At 74.3% G+C, this 13081-nt stretch carries 19 protein-coding genes and 1 pseudogene; 14 read left to right on the top strand and 6 right to left on the bottom strand.

Features of this window, described 5'->3' with window-relative positions:
* Window positions 1-267 precede the first annotated feature (267 nt).
* From BLASA_RS13365 to BLASA_RS13350, 4 genes are all read left to right on the top strand, one after another.
* Window positions 268-765: a hypothetical protein gene (locus BLASA_RS13365; RefSeq protein ID WP_014376700.1), complete on the top strand. Its 498-nt coding sequence runs from the start codon at window positions 268-270 to the stop codon at window positions 763-765.
* Between the two features lie 165 nt (window positions 766-930).
* Window positions 931-1326, top strand: a complete 396-nt coding sequence (locus BLASA_RS13360) for a VOC family protein (protein WP_231839646.1) — start codon at window positions 931-933, stop codon at window positions 1324-1326.
* Between the two features lie 116 nt (window positions 1327-1442).
* Window positions 1443-2735 carry a S8 family serine peptidase gene (locus BLASA_RS13355; RefSeq protein ID WP_014376698.1) on the top strand — a complete coding sequence of 431 codons (1293 nt, stop codon included), beginning with the start codon at window positions 1443-1445 and terminating at the stop codon, window positions 2733-2735.
* Between the two features lie 41 nt (window positions 2736-2776).
* On the top strand, window positions 2777-3010 hold the full coding sequence (locus BLASA_RS13350) for a hypothetical protein (protein ID WP_014376697.1): 234 nt from the start codon (window positions 2777-2779) through the stop codon (window positions 3008-3010).
* An 11-nt stretch (window positions 3011-3021) separates the two neighbouring features.
* On the opposite strand, the gene BLASA_RS23520 is transcribed toward BLASA_RS13350, so the two are convergent.
* Entirely contained in the window at window positions 3022-3510 is a 489-nt protein-coding gene (locus BLASA_RS23520) for an STAS domain-containing protein (protein WP_014376696.1), read from the bottom strand.
* Window positions 3511-3750: 240 nt separating this feature from the next.
* On the opposite strand from BLASA_RS23520, the gene BLASA_RS25090 reads away from it, so the two are divergent.
* From BLASA_RS25090 to mug, 4 genes are read left to right on the top strand one after another with little or no spacing between them, the layout of a single operon-like run.
* On the top strand, window positions 3751-3888 hold the full coding sequence (locus BLASA_RS25090) for a hypothetical protein (RefSeq protein WP_166486547.1): 138 nt from the start codon (window positions 3751-3753) through the stop codon (window positions 3886-3888).
* Window positions 3889-3934: 46 nt separating this feature from the next.
* Window positions 3935-5002 carry a phosphotransferase family protein gene (locus BLASA_RS13340; RefSeq protein WP_014376695.1) on the top strand — a complete coding sequence of 356 codons (1068 nt, stop codon included), beginning with the start codon at window positions 3935-3937 and terminating at the stop codon, window positions 5000-5002.
* Window positions 4993-5652 carry a histidine phosphatase family protein gene (locus tag BLASA_RS13335; protein WP_014376694.1) on the top strand — a complete coding sequence of 220 codons (660 nt, stop codon included), beginning with the start codon at window positions 4993-4995 and terminating at the stop codon, window positions 5650-5652. The genes BLASA_RS13340 and BLASA_RS13335 overlap by 10 nt, the downstream gene beginning before the upstream one ends.
* A gap of 51 nt (window positions 5653-5703) precedes the next feature.
* Window positions 5704-6228, top strand: a complete 525-nt coding sequence (gene mug / locus BLASA_RS13330) for a G/U mismatch-specific DNA glycosylase (RefSeq protein ID WP_014376693.1) — start codon at window positions 5704-5706, stop codon at window positions 6226-6228.
* 1 nt (window position 6229) lies between these two features.
* Here mug and BLASA_RS13325 read toward each other — a convergent pair whose 3' ends face one another.
* Window positions 6230-6499, bottom strand: a complete 270-nt coding sequence (locus BLASA_RS13325) for a YciI-like protein (protein ID WP_014376692.1) — start codon at window positions 6497-6499, stop codon at window positions 6230-6232.
* A gap of 65 nt (window positions 6500-6564) precedes the next feature.
* Here BLASA_RS13325 and BLASA_RS13320 point away from each other — a divergent pair, with 65 nt between their 5' ends.
* Window positions 6565-7005, top strand: coding sequence for a flavodoxin family protein (locus BLASA_RS13320; protein ID WP_014376691.1), 441 nt, complete (start codon window positions 6565-6567; stop codon window positions 7003-7005).
* Between the two features lie 110 nt (window positions 7006-7115).
* Entirely contained in the window at window positions 7116-7268 is a 153-nt protein-coding gene (locus BLASA_RS25980; protein ID WP_014376690.1) for a hypothetical protein, read from the top strand.
* A gap of 707 nt (window positions 7269-7975) precedes the next feature.
* On the opposite strand, the gene BLASA_RS13310 is transcribed toward BLASA_RS25980, so the two are convergent.
* On the bottom strand, window positions 7976-8179 hold the full coding sequence (locus BLASA_RS13310) for a cold-shock protein (protein ID WP_041775763.1): 204 nt from the start codon (window positions 8177-8179) through the stop codon (window positions 7976-7978).
* A gap of 230 nt (window positions 8180-8409) precedes the next feature.
* Here BLASA_RS13310 and BLASA_RS26325 point away from each other — a divergent pair.
* A pseudogene (locus tag BLASA_RS26325) lies at window positions 8410-8637 on the top strand (alpha-amylase family glycosyl hydrolase); the annotation flags it as partial.
* 69 nt (window positions 8638-8706) lie between these two features.
* On the opposite strand, the gene BLASA_RS13305 reads toward BLASA_RS26325, so the two are convergent.
* Window positions 8707-8898 (bottom strand): hypothetical protein, encoded by a 192-nt coding sequence (locus tag BLASA_RS13305; RefSeq protein ID WP_014376686.1) that lies wholly within the window; start codon window positions 8896-8898, stop codon window positions 8707-8709.
* 234 nt (window positions 8899-9132) lie between these two features.
* Between BLASA_RS13305 and BLASA_RS13300 the strand changes: the two genes are divergently transcribed.
* From BLASA_RS13300 to BLASA_RS13290, 3 genes are all read left to right on the top strand, one after another.
* Window positions 9133-9315 carry a PspC domain-containing protein gene (locus tag BLASA_RS13300; RefSeq protein WP_041775762.1) on the top strand — a complete coding sequence of 61 codons (183 nt, stop codon included), beginning with the start codon at window positions 9133-9135 and terminating at the stop codon, window positions 9313-9315.
* Window positions 9316-9386: 71 nt separating this feature from the next.
* Complete coding sequence (locus BLASA_RS13295) at window positions 9387-10163, top strand: cyclase family protein (protein WP_014376684.1); 777 nt, start codon at window positions 9387-9389, stop codon at window positions 10161-10163.
* Complete coding sequence (locus BLASA_RS13290) at window positions 10160-11809, top strand: thiamine pyrophosphate-binding protein (protein ID WP_014376683.1); 1650 nt, start codon at window positions 10160-10162, stop codon at window positions 11807-11809. The genes BLASA_RS13295 and BLASA_RS13290 overlap by 4 nt, the downstream gene beginning before the upstream one ends.
* 36 nt (window positions 11810-11845) lie before the next feature.
* Here BLASA_RS13290 and BLASA_RS13285 read toward each other — a convergent pair whose 3' ends face one another.
* Window positions 11846-12208, bottom strand: a complete 363-nt coding sequence (locus tag BLASA_RS13285) for a DUF1330 domain-containing protein (RefSeq protein WP_014376682.1) — start codon at window positions 12206-12208, stop codon at window positions 11846-11848.
* 235 nt (window positions 12209-12443) lie between these two features.
* Window positions 12444-13058 (bottom strand): SDR family NAD(P)-dependent oxidoreductase, encoded by a 615-nt coding sequence (locus tag BLASA_RS13280; protein WP_014376681.1) that lies wholly within the window; start codon window positions 13056-13058, stop codon window positions 12444-12446.
* Window positions 13059-13081: the final 23 nt, after the last annotated feature.

Raw genomic sequence — 13081 nt, 5'->3', positions numbered from 1 at the left:
GAGGATACGCGGCCGCGCGCGCTGTCACGGCTTCGCAACGGGCACACGGGCCGAGGGGTCCACCCCTGTTGCGAACCGGTGACGAAACCGGCGGGCCGGCCTCGCGGTGCCGATACCGGGAAGGAGTGTAGAAGCATCGCACCGACCGCTTCGCCGGACTCCGCGGCCGGACCTCAGCACGGAAGGAACGACGGCCATGACGACCAGCCGGCGACCGACCCCGCCGCCTGCCGCGAGCGGCCGCATCCGGCGGGACGGGTGAGCCCGGTGGCGCTGTCGCACGCCGCCCGGCGTCGGTGGCCCTCCGTGGCCGGCGCCTTCCTGTCACTGACCTTCGGCGTGATCGCCCTCGCCGGCTGCGGGGAGGACGACACCTCGGCGACCACCCCGGTCGACGTCGGCGTCCGGCCGGTCGAGGACCTCGAGGACCCCTACAGCGGGCTCTACAGCGAGGCCTTCCGCGACGACATCGAGGGCTACGAGGGCCTGGAGGTGTCGCTGCTCGGCGAGGTGCAGCGCATCATCTCCCCGATAGCCTTCACGCTCGGCGGCGAGGACGACGTCGAGCCGATCCTCGTGATCATGCACGAGGAGCTCGGTGACCTGGCGCCCGGTCAGGTGGTCGCGGTCGCCGCCGTGCCCTGGGAGGAGTTCGAGCTCGTCGCGGTCGAGGAAGCCGTCGGCAGCGACCTCCCCGACGAGGCCTACGCGAACTGGGAGGGGGAGCCCTTCCTCGACGCCTCGATCGTGCAGTCGAGGGACTGAGGTCGTCGCCGGCCGGCCCGCGGCCGGCGCCCCCGGGCCGAGCTGTCCCGGTCGCACCCGGCAATCTCCGGTGGCAGCGATGACTTCCGTGCGACCTCCCGGTCTTCCCCTCGGAGTTTCCCGCACCCGGCGGGCGGCGACCACGTCCGAGGAGTCCCCGTGCGCATGATCTTCGTGAACCTGCCCGTCACCGACCGCGACCGGGCCGACGCCTTCTACGGCGCGCTGGGTTTCCGGCGCAACGACCAGTTCTCCGACGAGCGGTGCGTCTCCTACGTCGTCGAGGAGAACATCCACGTGATGCTGCTGACCCGCGAGCGGTTCGCCGACTTCGTCACCGGTGCGGTCGGCGACCCGGCGCAGGCCACGTCGGTCCTCATCTGCCTGTCGGCGGACAGCCGGGAGGAGGTGGACCGGCTGGTGAGCACCGCCGTCACCGCCGGAGGGAAGCCGTGGCTGCCGCCCCAGGACCACGGCGTCATGTACGGGGCGAGCTTCGCCGACCCCGACGGCAACGTCTGGGAGGTCATGTGGATGGACCCCACGGTCGTGCAGGGCTGACCGTGCTCCCGGGTTGCCCGTCCGCGGCGGCACGGCGACGCTGACGGAGCGGGACGACGCCACGACTAGCTGTAGGTGGCGCCGCCCGGCCGCCGAGCACCGCCCGAGGGGGAACGATGAAGGATCCGCGCCGCCCAGCCGTCCCGGAGACGGAGCGCCCCGACCCCCGGCCACGGACCACCGGCCGCCAGGTCGTCGTCTTCGCCGACGCCGACAGCGAGGAGCCGGTCGACTGGGCCCGCGCCGGGGTGCGCGACGTCGCGGACTCGCGGGACTTCGCCGCCGGCGACGTCCCGCCGGAGACCCTCCGGGGAGCCGGCGCCACGGTGTTCGCCGCGCTCGGCATCGCCGTCGTCACGGCGGACGAGGGACAGCTGCGCGAGCTGCGGGCGGGGTCGGCCCGGCCGGTGCTGTCGGTCTCGCCGGAACTCGTCCACCACGTCCTCCCGGCCGACATGGGCACCTACGTGCGCGGCTACCGGGACGGCGTCAGCGATCTGGCCGGGCGGTTCGCGTCCGCCGATACGCCCGCCGGGGCGGCGCCCAGGGCGCGGTTCCAGGACACCGCGGAGGCGACCTGGGGGGTGCAGGCGGTGCGCGCCGACGCCTGCGGCTTCTCCGGTCGTGGCATCCGGGTCGCGGTGCTGGACACCGGTTTCGACCTGCCCCATCCCGACTTCGTGGGCCGGGCGGTGACGGCCCGTTCCTTCGTCGCCGGGGAGGACGCCCAGGACGGCCACGGGCACGGCACGCACTGCATCGGGACCGCGTGCGGGCCCGCTGGGCCTCGAACCGGGCCCCGGTACGGCGTCGCCTCGGACGCGGAGATCTTCTCCGGCAAGGTGCTCGGCAACGAGGGCAGCGGCACCGACGCCGGCATCCTCGCCGGGATCAACTGGGCGGTGACCAGCGGCTGCCCGGTCATCTCGATGTCCCTGGGCGCGGATGTCATGGAGGCGCACCCGCCGTACTCGGCGGCCGGGCGTCGGGCGCTGCAGCGCGGCTCGCTGATCATCGCCGCCGCCGGCAACAACGGCGACCGGCGCGGGGGGAACCCGGGCTTCGTGGGCGCCCCGGCCAACAGCGTGGAGATCATGGCCGTGGGTGCGCTGGACCCGGGTCTGGAGATGGCGTACTTCTCGGCCCGCAGCCTGCCGGAGCGCGGTGGCCAGGTCGACGTCGCCGCACCGGGAGGGGAGGTGCTCTCGTCGTGGCCGATGCCGGATCGCTACCGCACGATCAGCGGCACCAGCATGGCGACTCCGCACGTGGCCGGGGTGGCCGCGCTGTGGGCCGAGGCCACCGGCCGCCGCGGAATGGAGCTGTGGGCGACGCTCTGCCAGGAGAGCGAGCGGCTGCTCCAGCCGTCGCTCGACGTGGGGAGCGGGCTGGTGCTGGCGCCGCGGTGAGCGATTCCCCGGCCGCGCGGGTCCGCGTAGTCTCGCCGGACATGACCCACGTCAGCGTCACCGTCGACGACGGGCACCTGTCCGCCCTCGACGGCGTGGTGCAGGGGCTGCGGGCGCGCGGCATGCAGGTGGACCAGGTGCTGGACGGGCTGGGCATCATCACCGGTTCGGTCCCGCCCGGCACCCTGGGTGCGCTGTCCGGCGTCGCGGGCGTGGTGTCGGTCGACGAGCAGCTGAGCCACCGGGTCCCGCCGCCGGACGCGCCCGTCCAGTAGCCGTCCCGGCGTCAGCCGACCGCGGACTCCGCCGGTGCCGGGTCCGTCGGCGCCGGCCGCCCGGCCGGATGACGGAGTTCGCGGACGGTCGCCAGGGACGTGTGGGCCCGCCGGCACTCCGCGACATCGGTCACGAGCCTGGCCGGCGCCGGTGGGGTGTGCAGCAGCTGTTCCAGCCCGACCAGCAGCACCAGCCGGTGCATGCACGTGCTGGGCAGCACCGACAGCTCCCGACCGTGGCGGTGGGCCAGGCGGTGCGCGGTCACCAGCGACCGCAGGCCCGCGGCGTCGCAGAAGGTGACCTGCCGGGCCTCCAGGGTCCAGACCGCATGGTCGGTGGCGGACAGCGCGGCCAGCGCGTCGAGCACGTGGTGGGCGTGTTCCCGGTCGAGCTCACCGGCCACGCTGACCTCCGCCGAGCGCACGTCGACCGAGACCGTGAAGGGAGACCCCGCGGGCTCGGCCGCGGCGCAGTGCTCGGGGTACTCGTGCAGATCCATGGCGGATCTCCCACCTGGGGCGCGCACTGCCCGGAGTGGGGCTCCGGTAGCAGCGCGATGTCCCGGACGCAGCTGGGGCCGGAGCTTCGACCCGCTGACGACGCTAGCACTTCCGGACCCGCATGTCCCGGTGTGCATCTCCTGCCCGACCGGCGTCCGGCGACGGCCGATCGCCGCACACGCCGGTGGCCGCGGCGCGTTGCAACTCACACCGACGCAGACCGACCAGGGGAACCGTCGATGTCGTCCGCCCTCGCCACCACGCTCCGGGAGTCGGCCACGACCGCTCCCGACGAGCCGCTGTGCCGCATCGGCGAACTGGTGACCGAGCTGCCCGAGGAACCCCACCGGCACGATCCTCGGGAGGAGCTGCGCTGACGCCGTCCCCGCGTACCCGGGGGCGGCCCGTGATGGGATGGGGCCGATGAGCGAGAACGGAAGCCGACTGCGCGAGGTCCGACCCGAGGACGCCTTCGACGTCGAGGCCGTGCACGCGTGGCTGGCGCCGCGCGTGCCGGCGCTCGAGGGGCGGTCCGCACCCCTGGTGCGGCAGTTCTCCGGCGGGGCCAGCAACCTCACCTACCTGCTCGACTACGCCGACCTGGAGCTGGTGCTGCGCAGGCCGCCGCACGGGCACAGGGCGGCCTCGGCGCACGACATGGGCCGGGAGGTGCGCGTGCAGCAGCGGCTGCGCCCGCACCTGGACGTGGTCGCCGAGATCTACGGCTTCTGCTCGGACCCGTCGGTCATCGGCAGCGACTTCTACGTCATGGAGCGGCTGACCGGCACCATCCTCACCCGGAAGCTGCCCGAGGGCGTGCAGCTCTCGCCCGAGCGGGCGCGGGTCCTGGGCGAGACCACCTACGACACGCTGGCCGACCTGCACCTCATCGACGTCGACGCCGCCGGCCTCGCCGACCTGGGCAAGGGGCCGGGGTACGTCCGCCGCCAGGTGGAGGGCTGGTCGCGGCGCTTCCGCGACGCGCTGACCGACGACGTGCCGCCGGCCGAGGAGCTCATGGCCTGGCTGGCCGAGCACCAGCCGCAGGACGTGCGGGCGAGCCTGCTGCACGGGGACTGGAAGCTGGACAACCTGGTGCTCGACCTCTCGGGCACGCCGCGCATCACCGGCGTCCTCGACTGGGAGATGGCCACCGTGGGCGATCCGCTGATGGATCTCGGCGCCTCGCTCGCCTACTGGGTGACCGCCGACGACGAGGAGGAGTTCGGGCTCGTCTCCACCCAGCCGAGCATCCTGCCCGGGATGCCGACCCGTGAGCAGCTGGTCGAGCGCTACCTGGCCCGCACGGGGCTCCGCACCGACGACTGGACCTTCTACGAGGTGTTCGGACTGTTCCGGCTCGCGGTGATCATCCAGCAGATCTGGGCCCGCTACAGCTCCGGGCACACCACCAACCCGCGGTTCGCGAACTTCGGGATCGCCGCCGCCGTCCTGCTCCAGCGCGCCGAGAGGCTGGCCGGATGCCGCTGATCTGCCTCGTCCGGCACGGTCAGGCCTCCTTCGGGTCCGACGACTACGACGTCCTCAGCGATCTCGGCCGGCAGCAGGCGACCTGCCTGGGGGAGGAGCTGCGACGACGCGACCTCCGCGACCCGCTGGTCCTCTCGGGCACCCTGCGCCGCCAGCGTGACACCGCGGCGCTGCTCGCCGAGGCCGCCGGCTGGCCGGTGCCCGGGGACGTCGATCCGCGGCTCGACGAGTACGACCACCTGGACCTGCTGAAGCGGTATCCCACCGATCCCGGGGGAGAGCCGGCCGGCGAGTCCGGCTCCCGCCAGGTGCAGCGGCTGCTCGACGCCGCGCTGCGCTCCTGGATCGCCGCCGGTGAGCCCGACGGCTGGCCGGCGTTCTCCTCCGGGGCGGTCGCCGCGGTCGAGGAGCTGGTCGCCCGGCTGCCCCGTGGCCGGGACGCCGTCGTCGCCACCTCTGCCGGGGTGATCGCCGCGGTGGTCGCCGCGCTCCTCGCGGCACCGGCCGACGGCGTGGTCGGGCTCAACCGGGCGGCGGTGAACGTCGGGATCACCTCGGTGCTGGCGGGCGCCGGCGGGCTGTCCCTGCTGGCCTTCAACGACCACGCCCACGTCACGGGCGACCGGCGGAACCTGCTCAGCTACCGCTAGCCCGGGCCCGCCGGCCGGTGACCCCGCGATCGCCCCGGGAAGGATGGGCAGGTGCCCGACAAGCCACTGCCCGACGTCATCGCCCCGGGGCTGGACGTGCTGTTCTGCGGTATCAACCCCTCGCTGATGTCCGCGGAGATCGGCCACCACTTCGCCCGGCCGGGCAACCGGTTCTGGCCGGCCATCCATCTGGCCGGGCTCACGCCGCGGCGGTTGCAGCCGGTCGAGGACCGACAGCTGCTGCGCTACGGGCTCGGCGTGACCAACGTCGTCGACCGGCCGACCCGGACCGCGGCCGAGCTCTCCGGCGACGAGCTCCGCGCCGGCGCGGAGGCACTGGAGCGGCTGGTGGCCCGGTACCGGCCGCGGGTCCTCGCCGTCCTCGGGATCACCGCCTGGCGGGAGGGGTTCGGCCGGCCGAAGGCGCTGATCGGCCGGCAGCCCGAGCGGGTGGGTGGTGCCGACACCTGGGTGGTGCCCAACCCCAGCGGTCTCAACGCCCACTTCCAGCTGCCCGACCTCGCGCGCGTCTACGGGCAGCTGCGGCCCGACGCCGCCGCGCGCACCGGGTGCTGACTCAACCGACGACCACGTTCCACGGCCGGATGGTCCACGCGGTCACCATGCCCTTGGTGACGTAGGGATCCTGGGCCACGAAGCGCTCGACCGCCGCGCGCGGCGCCGTCCAGATCAGCAGCGCCCGGTCGTAGGGGTCGGGGAGAGCACCGGCCAGCAACAGCTCACCCCGCTCGTGGGCAGCCCGGGCCAGGTCCAGATGGTCGGCGCGCAGCGCGGTCCGCCGCTCCAGGTAGTCCTCGGCGAGCGTGTACTCGAGCACCAGATGCATGCCGCCACTCTCACACCCGCAGCTCTGGGGCCACCGCGGGGTACGGGAGTGGGCACAATGCCAGGATGCCCCGCCTGCTGGTCGTCCACCACACGCCGTCGCCGGCCCTGCAGGCCGTGCTGGAGGCGGTCAAGGAAGGCGTCGCGCTGGTCGACGACGTCGAGCTCGTGCTCCGGCCGGCCTTGTCCGCGGGACCCGCTGACCTGCTCGCCGCCGACGGGGTGCTGCTCGGCACGCCGGCGAACATCGGGTACATGTCCGGCGCCCTCAAGCACTTCTTCGACACCGTCTACTACCCGTGCCTGGACGCCACGGTGGGGCGGCCGTACGGGGTCTACGTGCACGGGAACGACGACACCGCGGGCGCGCTGCGCAGCGTCGAGCGGATCACCGAGGCGCTGCGCTGGAAGCAGGTCGCCGCGCCGCTGAGCCTCACCGGTGCGCCGTCTGCGGCCGACCTGGAGGCCTGCCGCGAGCTGGCGGCGACCGTCGCGGTCGGTCTCTGACCGCTCCGGGCCGGTCGTCGGGCGCCGGGTCCGTGCCGGACGCCGCCGAGGTCCTCGGGACCTGACTCCCCGTGCCCGACGGTGCCCGTGGCGGTGGCTACGGTGCCCACGTGGGGGAGATGAAGGACCGGATGCTGGCCGGGTTGCCGTACCGCCCCGACGACCCCGACCTCGCGGCGGGCGCCGGGTCAGTGGTCACCCGGGACCTGCCATCCGACGTCGTCGCCGTCGGCAACCCGGTCCGGGTGGTGCGGGAGCTCTAGAGGCAGATCGCAGCGGAGCCTCGCGGGTGTCCGGCCGGCCCGGTGCGGCCGCCGACCGGCTGCCGTCGCTCCGGTCCTGCGGGGCCGGAGGCGCGCGGTGCGGTGCACGACGGCGCCGGGCGGCCTGACGGTGCGGCACTGCGGCGGATCACGGCCGGCCGGCCGGGGGAGCCGCTCGGGCCGGAACGGGGGAGTGGGTCTACAGCGAGGCCCACCGGGAGCGGCACGTGGTCCGCGGCGCGTCGGGGGTTCCACCGGCCGACGTGGTCCTCGACCGGGTGCTGGGCGGGTACTGGGTGCCCCGCGGGGCGGACGTGCAGGCGCGGTAGCCCACGGTCACCAGCGCAGGGGGTGGGTGGACCGCGAGTGCGCGGTCCGGCAGGCCCGGCAGTTGCCCCAGGAGACGATGCACAACGGGGTCGTGGGTCCGCCGCACTCGGGGCACTCCACCGACTGCCCGGCGCTCGCCCGCGCCTCGCTGACGGCGCGGCTGCGCTCCTCGTGGATCTTCTCGTCACCCCGGCAGGGACAACCGAGATGGGCTTCCGCGCAACGTCCGACGTGCTTGGTCAAGGGCTGTCCTCGGGTCGTGCCGGGCGGCCCGCCTGCGGTCGCCGGTGGCTGCCCCCGAGGGCGGATGCGCCGGGGGGAGGAACGCGAAAGGGGCCACGGCGCAGTGCGCCGTGGCCCCTCCCGTCAGGCGACGATCAGAGCGGGCGGACGTTCTCCGCCTGCGGGCCCTTCTGGCCCTGCGTGACGTCGAACTCGACCTGCTGGCCCTCGTCGAGGGACTTGTAGCCGTTGCCGCTGATGGCGGAGTAGTGGCAGAAGACGTCGGCGCCGCCGCCGTCCTGGGCGATGAACCCGAAGCCCTTCTCCGCGTTGAACCACTTCACAGTGCCCTGAGCCATGTCGTTACTTCTTCCGTGCTGGGAGGTGACCGCACAGGTACGTACCGGGTGCGGGGCCGCCGCACCGACCGGCAGGACCGAGAGGAACGTCAGGCAGAGACGACTGCGGACGTCCAAGAACGAAAGCAGAGGCGCAACAGCGACCAGGGAGAACTATACCCCCCACCAGCCCTTTCCGGTACCCCCTGGGGTTCGTCGGTGCGGAGCCGAGCGCGGATCCCGGCCGGCCGGTGCGCCACCGGCTGCCGCAGCTCACCCCGTGGCTCGACCATGCCATCGCCCTCGGCGCATCGGGGCTGGCCCTGGGCCCGGTGTTCGCCTCCGGCACCCACGGCTACGACACGACCGACCATCGGCGGATCGATCCGCGGCTGGGCAACGACGCCGATCTCGACACCCTGGTCGCGGAGTGCCGGGCCTGCGGCCTGCGACTGCTGCTCGACGGCGTCTTCAACCACGTGGGACGCAGGCCGTCTCAACCACGTGGGACGCGGCCGTCCGCGGCGGCTGACCGCCGAGGACCGTGCTCAGCGGGCGGCCAGGCGCTTCACCGAGCTCACGACGTACGTCACCGAGAGCGCGAGGAACAGCGCTCCCACCGCCGCGCGCACCTGGTCGTCGGTGACCGGGGCCCGCCGGGCGACCGGTCCGGCCACGGCGTCGGCCACACTCGCGCGCCAGCCCCCGAGGCCGGCTTTTCCGAAGGAAATCGCATCCATGGCCGGTCCCTACCCCGGTCCGCCGCGGATAGCCACGATCACCGGACACCGCACCCGGTGGTCGATGCCGGCGGGGCGGGGAGGGACCTCTCCTGGCCCCGCCCATCGGCGCCACCCGCAGGGTCCAGCCCGGCGATCCCCGGCCATGGAGGAGGCGGTCCCGCGGCTGGTGGCGCGCGCCTGATCGGGCGGCCGACGTGTACCCGGCCCGGCGTACCGGGTAGGGGGCGGAGCATGAGATCTGCACTGGTCAGACCGCGTTCGCAGAAGGTGATCGCCGGGGTGTGCGCCGCCCTGGCCAACCGGTTCGGGCTCTCCAAGGGGCTCGTCCGGTTCGGCTTCGTCCTCTTCGGCCTGTTCGGCGTCGGGGAGCTCGTCTACATCATCCTCTGGATCATGATCCCCAAGGAGGGCTGACCGGAGCCGGGGCGGGATGGGCCGGCTGTGATTGGCTGTCGGCCGATCCGCCCGCCTGCGAAGGGACCGCGATGTCGCTCCTGTCCAGCCTCGCCGAGGCGCTGGCCACCGCGCGGGTCGAGGTCGTCGACCTCACCGCGCCGCTGTCGGCGGAGACACCGATCATCCAGCTGCCCGAGCAGTTCGCCCAGACGGCCCGGTTCGAGTTGGAGGAGCTGAGCCGGTACGACGACCGCGGCCCGGCCTGGTACTGGAACAACTTCCGCACCGGCGAGCACACCGGGACACACTTCGACGCGCCCAACCACTGGGTCACCGGCCGGGACGGCGACGACGTGGCCTCGGTCCCGGCGGCGCGGCTGATCGCGCCGGCCGCCGTCCTCGACTTCTCCGCCCGGGCCGCCGAGGACCCCGACTTCCTGCTCGAGGTGGAACACGTCCGGGCGTGGGAGGAGACCCACGGCCCGCTGCCCGAGGGTGGCTGGCTGCTCTACCGCACCGGCTGGGCCGCGCGGTCGGCCTCCCAGCAGGAGTTCCTCAACGCCGACGACACCGGTCCGCACACCCCCGGCCTGTCGCCGGACTGCGCGCGATGGCTCGCCGAGGAATCCCCGGTGCTGGGGCTCGGCGTGGAGACGGTGGGCACCGACGCCGGCGCGGCACACTCGTTCGACCCGCCGTTCCCGTGCCACGCGGCCCTCATGGGCAGCGGGAAGTACGGCCTCACCCAGCTGCAGAACCTCGACCGGCTACCGCCGACCGGCGCGCTCGTCGTGGCGGCACCGCTGCCCATCGTCTCCGGATCGGGCTCGCCGTCACGGGTGCTGGCGCTGGTCGAGCGGGGATGACCCGCGCGCGGCAGACGGTGGCGCACGCGGTCGGGGAGGCGCTCGTCCGCGGCGGGATAGACACGGCCTTCGGGGTCGTCGGTTCGGGGAACTTCGTGGCGACGAACGCGATGGTCGCCGCCGGCGCCCGGTACGTCGCGGCCCGGCACGAGGGTGGAGCGGCCACGATGGCCGACGCCTACGCCCGCACGAGCGGTCGCCCGTCGGCGCTGACCCTGCACCAGGGGTGCGGGCTGACCAACGCGCTGACCGGCATCACGGAGGCGGCGAAGAGCCGCACACCGCTGGTGGTGCTGACGGCGGAGGCGACCTCGCCGCGCTCGAACTTCTTCGTCGACCAGCCGGCGCTGGCCGAGGCCGTCGGGGCGGTGTCGGTGCGGCTGACCTCGCCGTCGGACGCGGCGGCGCAGGCGGCTGCGGCCGTGGCCATCGCGCGGGACGAGCGGCGCACCGTCGTGCTGAACCTGCCGCTGGACGTGCAACAGCACGATGCCGGGGAGCCGGTACCGGCGGCCGGCCCGGCGCGGCCGGTGCCGGTGGCCGATGCCGAGGAGCTCGACCGGCTCGCCGACGCGCTCCGGACGGCGCGGCGCCCGGTGTTCGTGGCCGGCCGGGGTTCGCGCGGTCCGGGCTGCCGTGCGGCGCTGGAGGGGCTGGCCGACCGCTGCGGCGCGCTGCTGGCGACGTCCGCGGTGGCCAAGGGGCTGTTCCGCGGCAACGACTGGGACCTCGACGTCTCCGGGGGGTTCGCCACACCGCTGGCCGCCGAGCTGATCTCCGGCGCCGACCTGATCGTCGGCTGGGGCTGCGCGCTGAACATGTGGACCATGCGGCACGGCCGGCTGATCGCGGACGGTGCCGTGGTCGTGCAGGTCGACGACGAGGCCGGCGCGATCGGCCGGCAGCGCGCGGTGTCGTTCGGCGTGGTCGGCGACGTGCGTGCCGTGGCAGGGGACGTGAGCGCGAGGCTGGGCGACGCCCGGGCCACCGGCTACCGCACCGCGGAGGTCCGCGAGGCGCTCACGCTGCGACGGCGCTGGCGGGACGAGCCGTTCGCCGACACGGGCGACCAGGCGCGCATCGACCCGCGCGCCCTGACCGTCGCGCTGGACGACCTGCTGCCCGCCGAGCGGGTGGTCGCGGTCGATTCGGGCAACTTCATGGGCTACCCGAGCATGTTCCTCGACGTCCCCGACGAGCACGGCTTCTGCTTCACCCAGGCCTTCCAGTCGGTGGGCCTGGGCCTGGCGACCGCGATCGGCGCAGCGCTGGCCCGTCCCGATCGGCTGCCGGTCGCGGCCCTGGGTGACGGCGGCGCGCTGATGGGGGCCGCAGAGCTGGAGACCGTCGTCCGGCTCGGCCTGCCCATGGTGGTCGTCGTCTACGACGACGCCGGCTACGGCGCGGAGGTGCACCACTTCGGGCCGGACGGGCACCCGCTGGACACCGTCCGGTTCCCCGAGACCGACTTCGCCGCCATCGGCCGCGGCCACGGGTACGCGGCGGTCACCGTGCGACGCCCGGCGGACCTGGACGGCGTCGCGGCCTGGCTGGCCGGGGCCCGCTCGACGCCGCTGCTGGTGGACGCCAAGGTCACCCGCGACGAGCCGTCGTGGTGGCTGGAGGAGGCGTTCCGCGGCCACTGAGCAGGCGCACCGCCCTTCCCCCGGGCGCGGCGTGCGCTACCAGGCGGTGGTGGCCTGCAGGACGGCCTCGCTGAGCGCCCGGGTGCGCAACTCGGTCACCTGCTGGTACTCCGGATCGGCGACCATCCTGCTGAAGGCCTCCCGCGAGGGGTAGCGGACGAGCAGCACCGTGTCCCACGCCTGCCCGTCCTCGGCCACCAGCGCGGTGGAGCCGTCGCCGGCGTAGAGCACCTCGCCGCCGTACCGGGGCAGGAACGTCGTGTCCAGCGCCTCGGCGTACCGGGCGTACAGCTCCCGGCCGCCCTCGGCGTAGCGCAGCAGGTTGAGCATCACGACGGGGCCGCCGGGGTCCTCCTGCAGATAGCGCTTGAGGTCCGTGCCGCGGGGATCGATGGCCATGCCGGCGAAGCTAGCAACCGGCACCGGCCGCCGGACGCGCGCACCGCGGTGCCGACTCGTCGGTCCGGCGGCATGTCGACAGGTCGGCGGCCTGCCGGACCTCACCGGCTCATGGCCAGCCCTGCTCGTGCAGTGGCGTCACCGTGACCTGGGGGAGCACCAGGTTGCCCGGCGCGGCGACGATCCAGGCGACGAGGTCGGCGACCTGCTCGGGTCGGAGTACCTCGCGCTCGGGTCACTGCGGCTCGGTCGTCCGGCGCTCCGCCGGGTCCCAGGTGCCCCACGACGTCGCCATCGCCCCGGGATACAGCACGCAGGCCCGGATGCCGTGCGGGCGGCCCTCGGCGGCGAGGGACTGGGTGGAGCCGGTCAGGGCGAACTTCGAGGAGCAGTAGGCCGCCGCCTCGGCCCACCCGCGGAGTCCGGCCAGCGAGGACACGTTGATGATCGTGCCGCCACCCGCGTCGCGCAGGTGCGCGAACACCGCCTTGCTCAGCACGAAAAGTGCGCGCAGGTTCACGGCGAGGACCCGGTCCCAGTCCGCGACCGTCGTCTGCTCGACGGTGCCGGGGACGTCGGTGCCGGCGGCGTTGACCAGGACGTCCACCCGTCCCCAGGCCCCGACGACCTCGTCGATGGCGGCCTGGGCCGCCACCGCGTCGGCGAGATCCACCGGCCGGCTCCGCGCCGTCCCTCCGTCGCGCGCCACTTCCCGCTGGACGTCCGCGAGGTCGCCGGCAGCACGCGCGAGGAGCGCGACGCGGAAGCCGTCCCGGGCCAGCCGGAGCGCCACCGCGCGACCCAGCCCGCTGCTGGCGCCGGTGACGACCGCCACCCGCCGGCCGTCCACCTCCGGTGTCCGCCATGTGATCG

Origin of the sequence: Blastococcus saxobsidens DD2 (genome assembly GCF_000284015.1) — a bacterium.
GTDB lineage: Bacteria > Actinomycetota > Actinomycetes > Mycobacteriales > Geodermatophilaceae > Blastococcus > Blastococcus saxobsidens_A.
The sequence above is the reverse complement of the archived record's forward strand: the minus strand, read 5'-3'. Positions and strand labels throughout refer to the sequence as shown.

Coding starts and splice junctions, on each gene's coding strand:
- BLASA_RS13360 (WP_231839646.1), top strand. CDS start 931: ATGATCTTCGTGAACCTGCCCGTCACCGACCGCGACCGGGCCGACGCC.
- BLASA_RS13355 (WP_014376698.1), top strand. CDS start 1,443: ATGAAGGATCCGCGCCGCCCAGCCGTCCCGGAGACGGAGCGCCCCGAC.
- BLASA_RS13350 (WP_014376697.1), top strand. CDS start 2,777: ATGACCCACGTCAGCGTCACCGTCGACGACGGGCACCTGTCCGCCCTC.
- BLASA_RS23520 (WP_014376696.1), bottom strand. CDS start 3,510: ATGGATCTGCACGAGTACCCCGAGCACTGCGCCGCGGCCGAGCCCGCG.
- BLASA_RS25090 (WP_166486547.1), top strand. CDS start 3,751: ATGTCGTCCGCCCTCGCCACCACGCTCCGGGAGTCGGCCACGACCGCT.
- BLASA_RS13340 (WP_014376695.1), top strand. CDS start 3,935: ATGAGCGAGAACGGAAGCCGACTGCGCGAGGTCCGACCCGAGGACGCC.
- BLASA_RS13335 (WP_014376694.1), top strand. CDS start 4,993: ATGCCGCTGATCTGCCTCGTCCGGCACGGTCAGGCCTCCTTCGGGTCC.
- BLASA_RS13325 (WP_014376692.1), bottom strand. CDS start 6,499: ATGCATCTGGTGCTCGAGTACACGCTCGCCGAGGACTACCTGGAGCGG.
- BLASA_RS13320 (WP_014376691.1), top strand. CDS start 6,565: ATGCCCCGCCTGCTGGTCGTCCACCACACGCCGTCGCCGGCCCTGCAG.
- BLASA_RS13310 (WP_041775763.1), bottom strand. CDS start 8,179: ATGGCTCAGGGCACTGTGAAGTGGTTCAACGCGGAGAAGGGCTTCGGG.
- BLASA_RS13305 (WP_014376686.1), bottom strand. CDS start 8,898: ATGGATGCGATTTCCTTCGGAAAAGCCGGCCTCGGGGGCTGGCGCGCG.
- BLASA_RS13300 (WP_041775762.1), top strand. CDS start 9,133: ATGAGATCTGCACTGGTCAGACCGCGTTCGCAGAAGGTGATCGCCGGG.
- BLASA_RS13295 (WP_014376684.1), top strand. CDS start 9,387: ATGTCGCTCCTGTCCAGCCTCGCCGAGGCGCTGGCCACCGCGCGGGTC.
- BLASA_RS13290 (WP_014376683.1), top strand. CDS start 10,160: ATGACCCGCGCGCGGCAGACGGTGGCGCACGCGGTCGGGGAGGCGCTC.
- BLASA_RS13285 (WP_014376682.1), bottom strand. CDS start 12,208: ATGGCCATCGATCCCCGCGGCACGGACCTCAAGCGCTATCTGCAGGAG.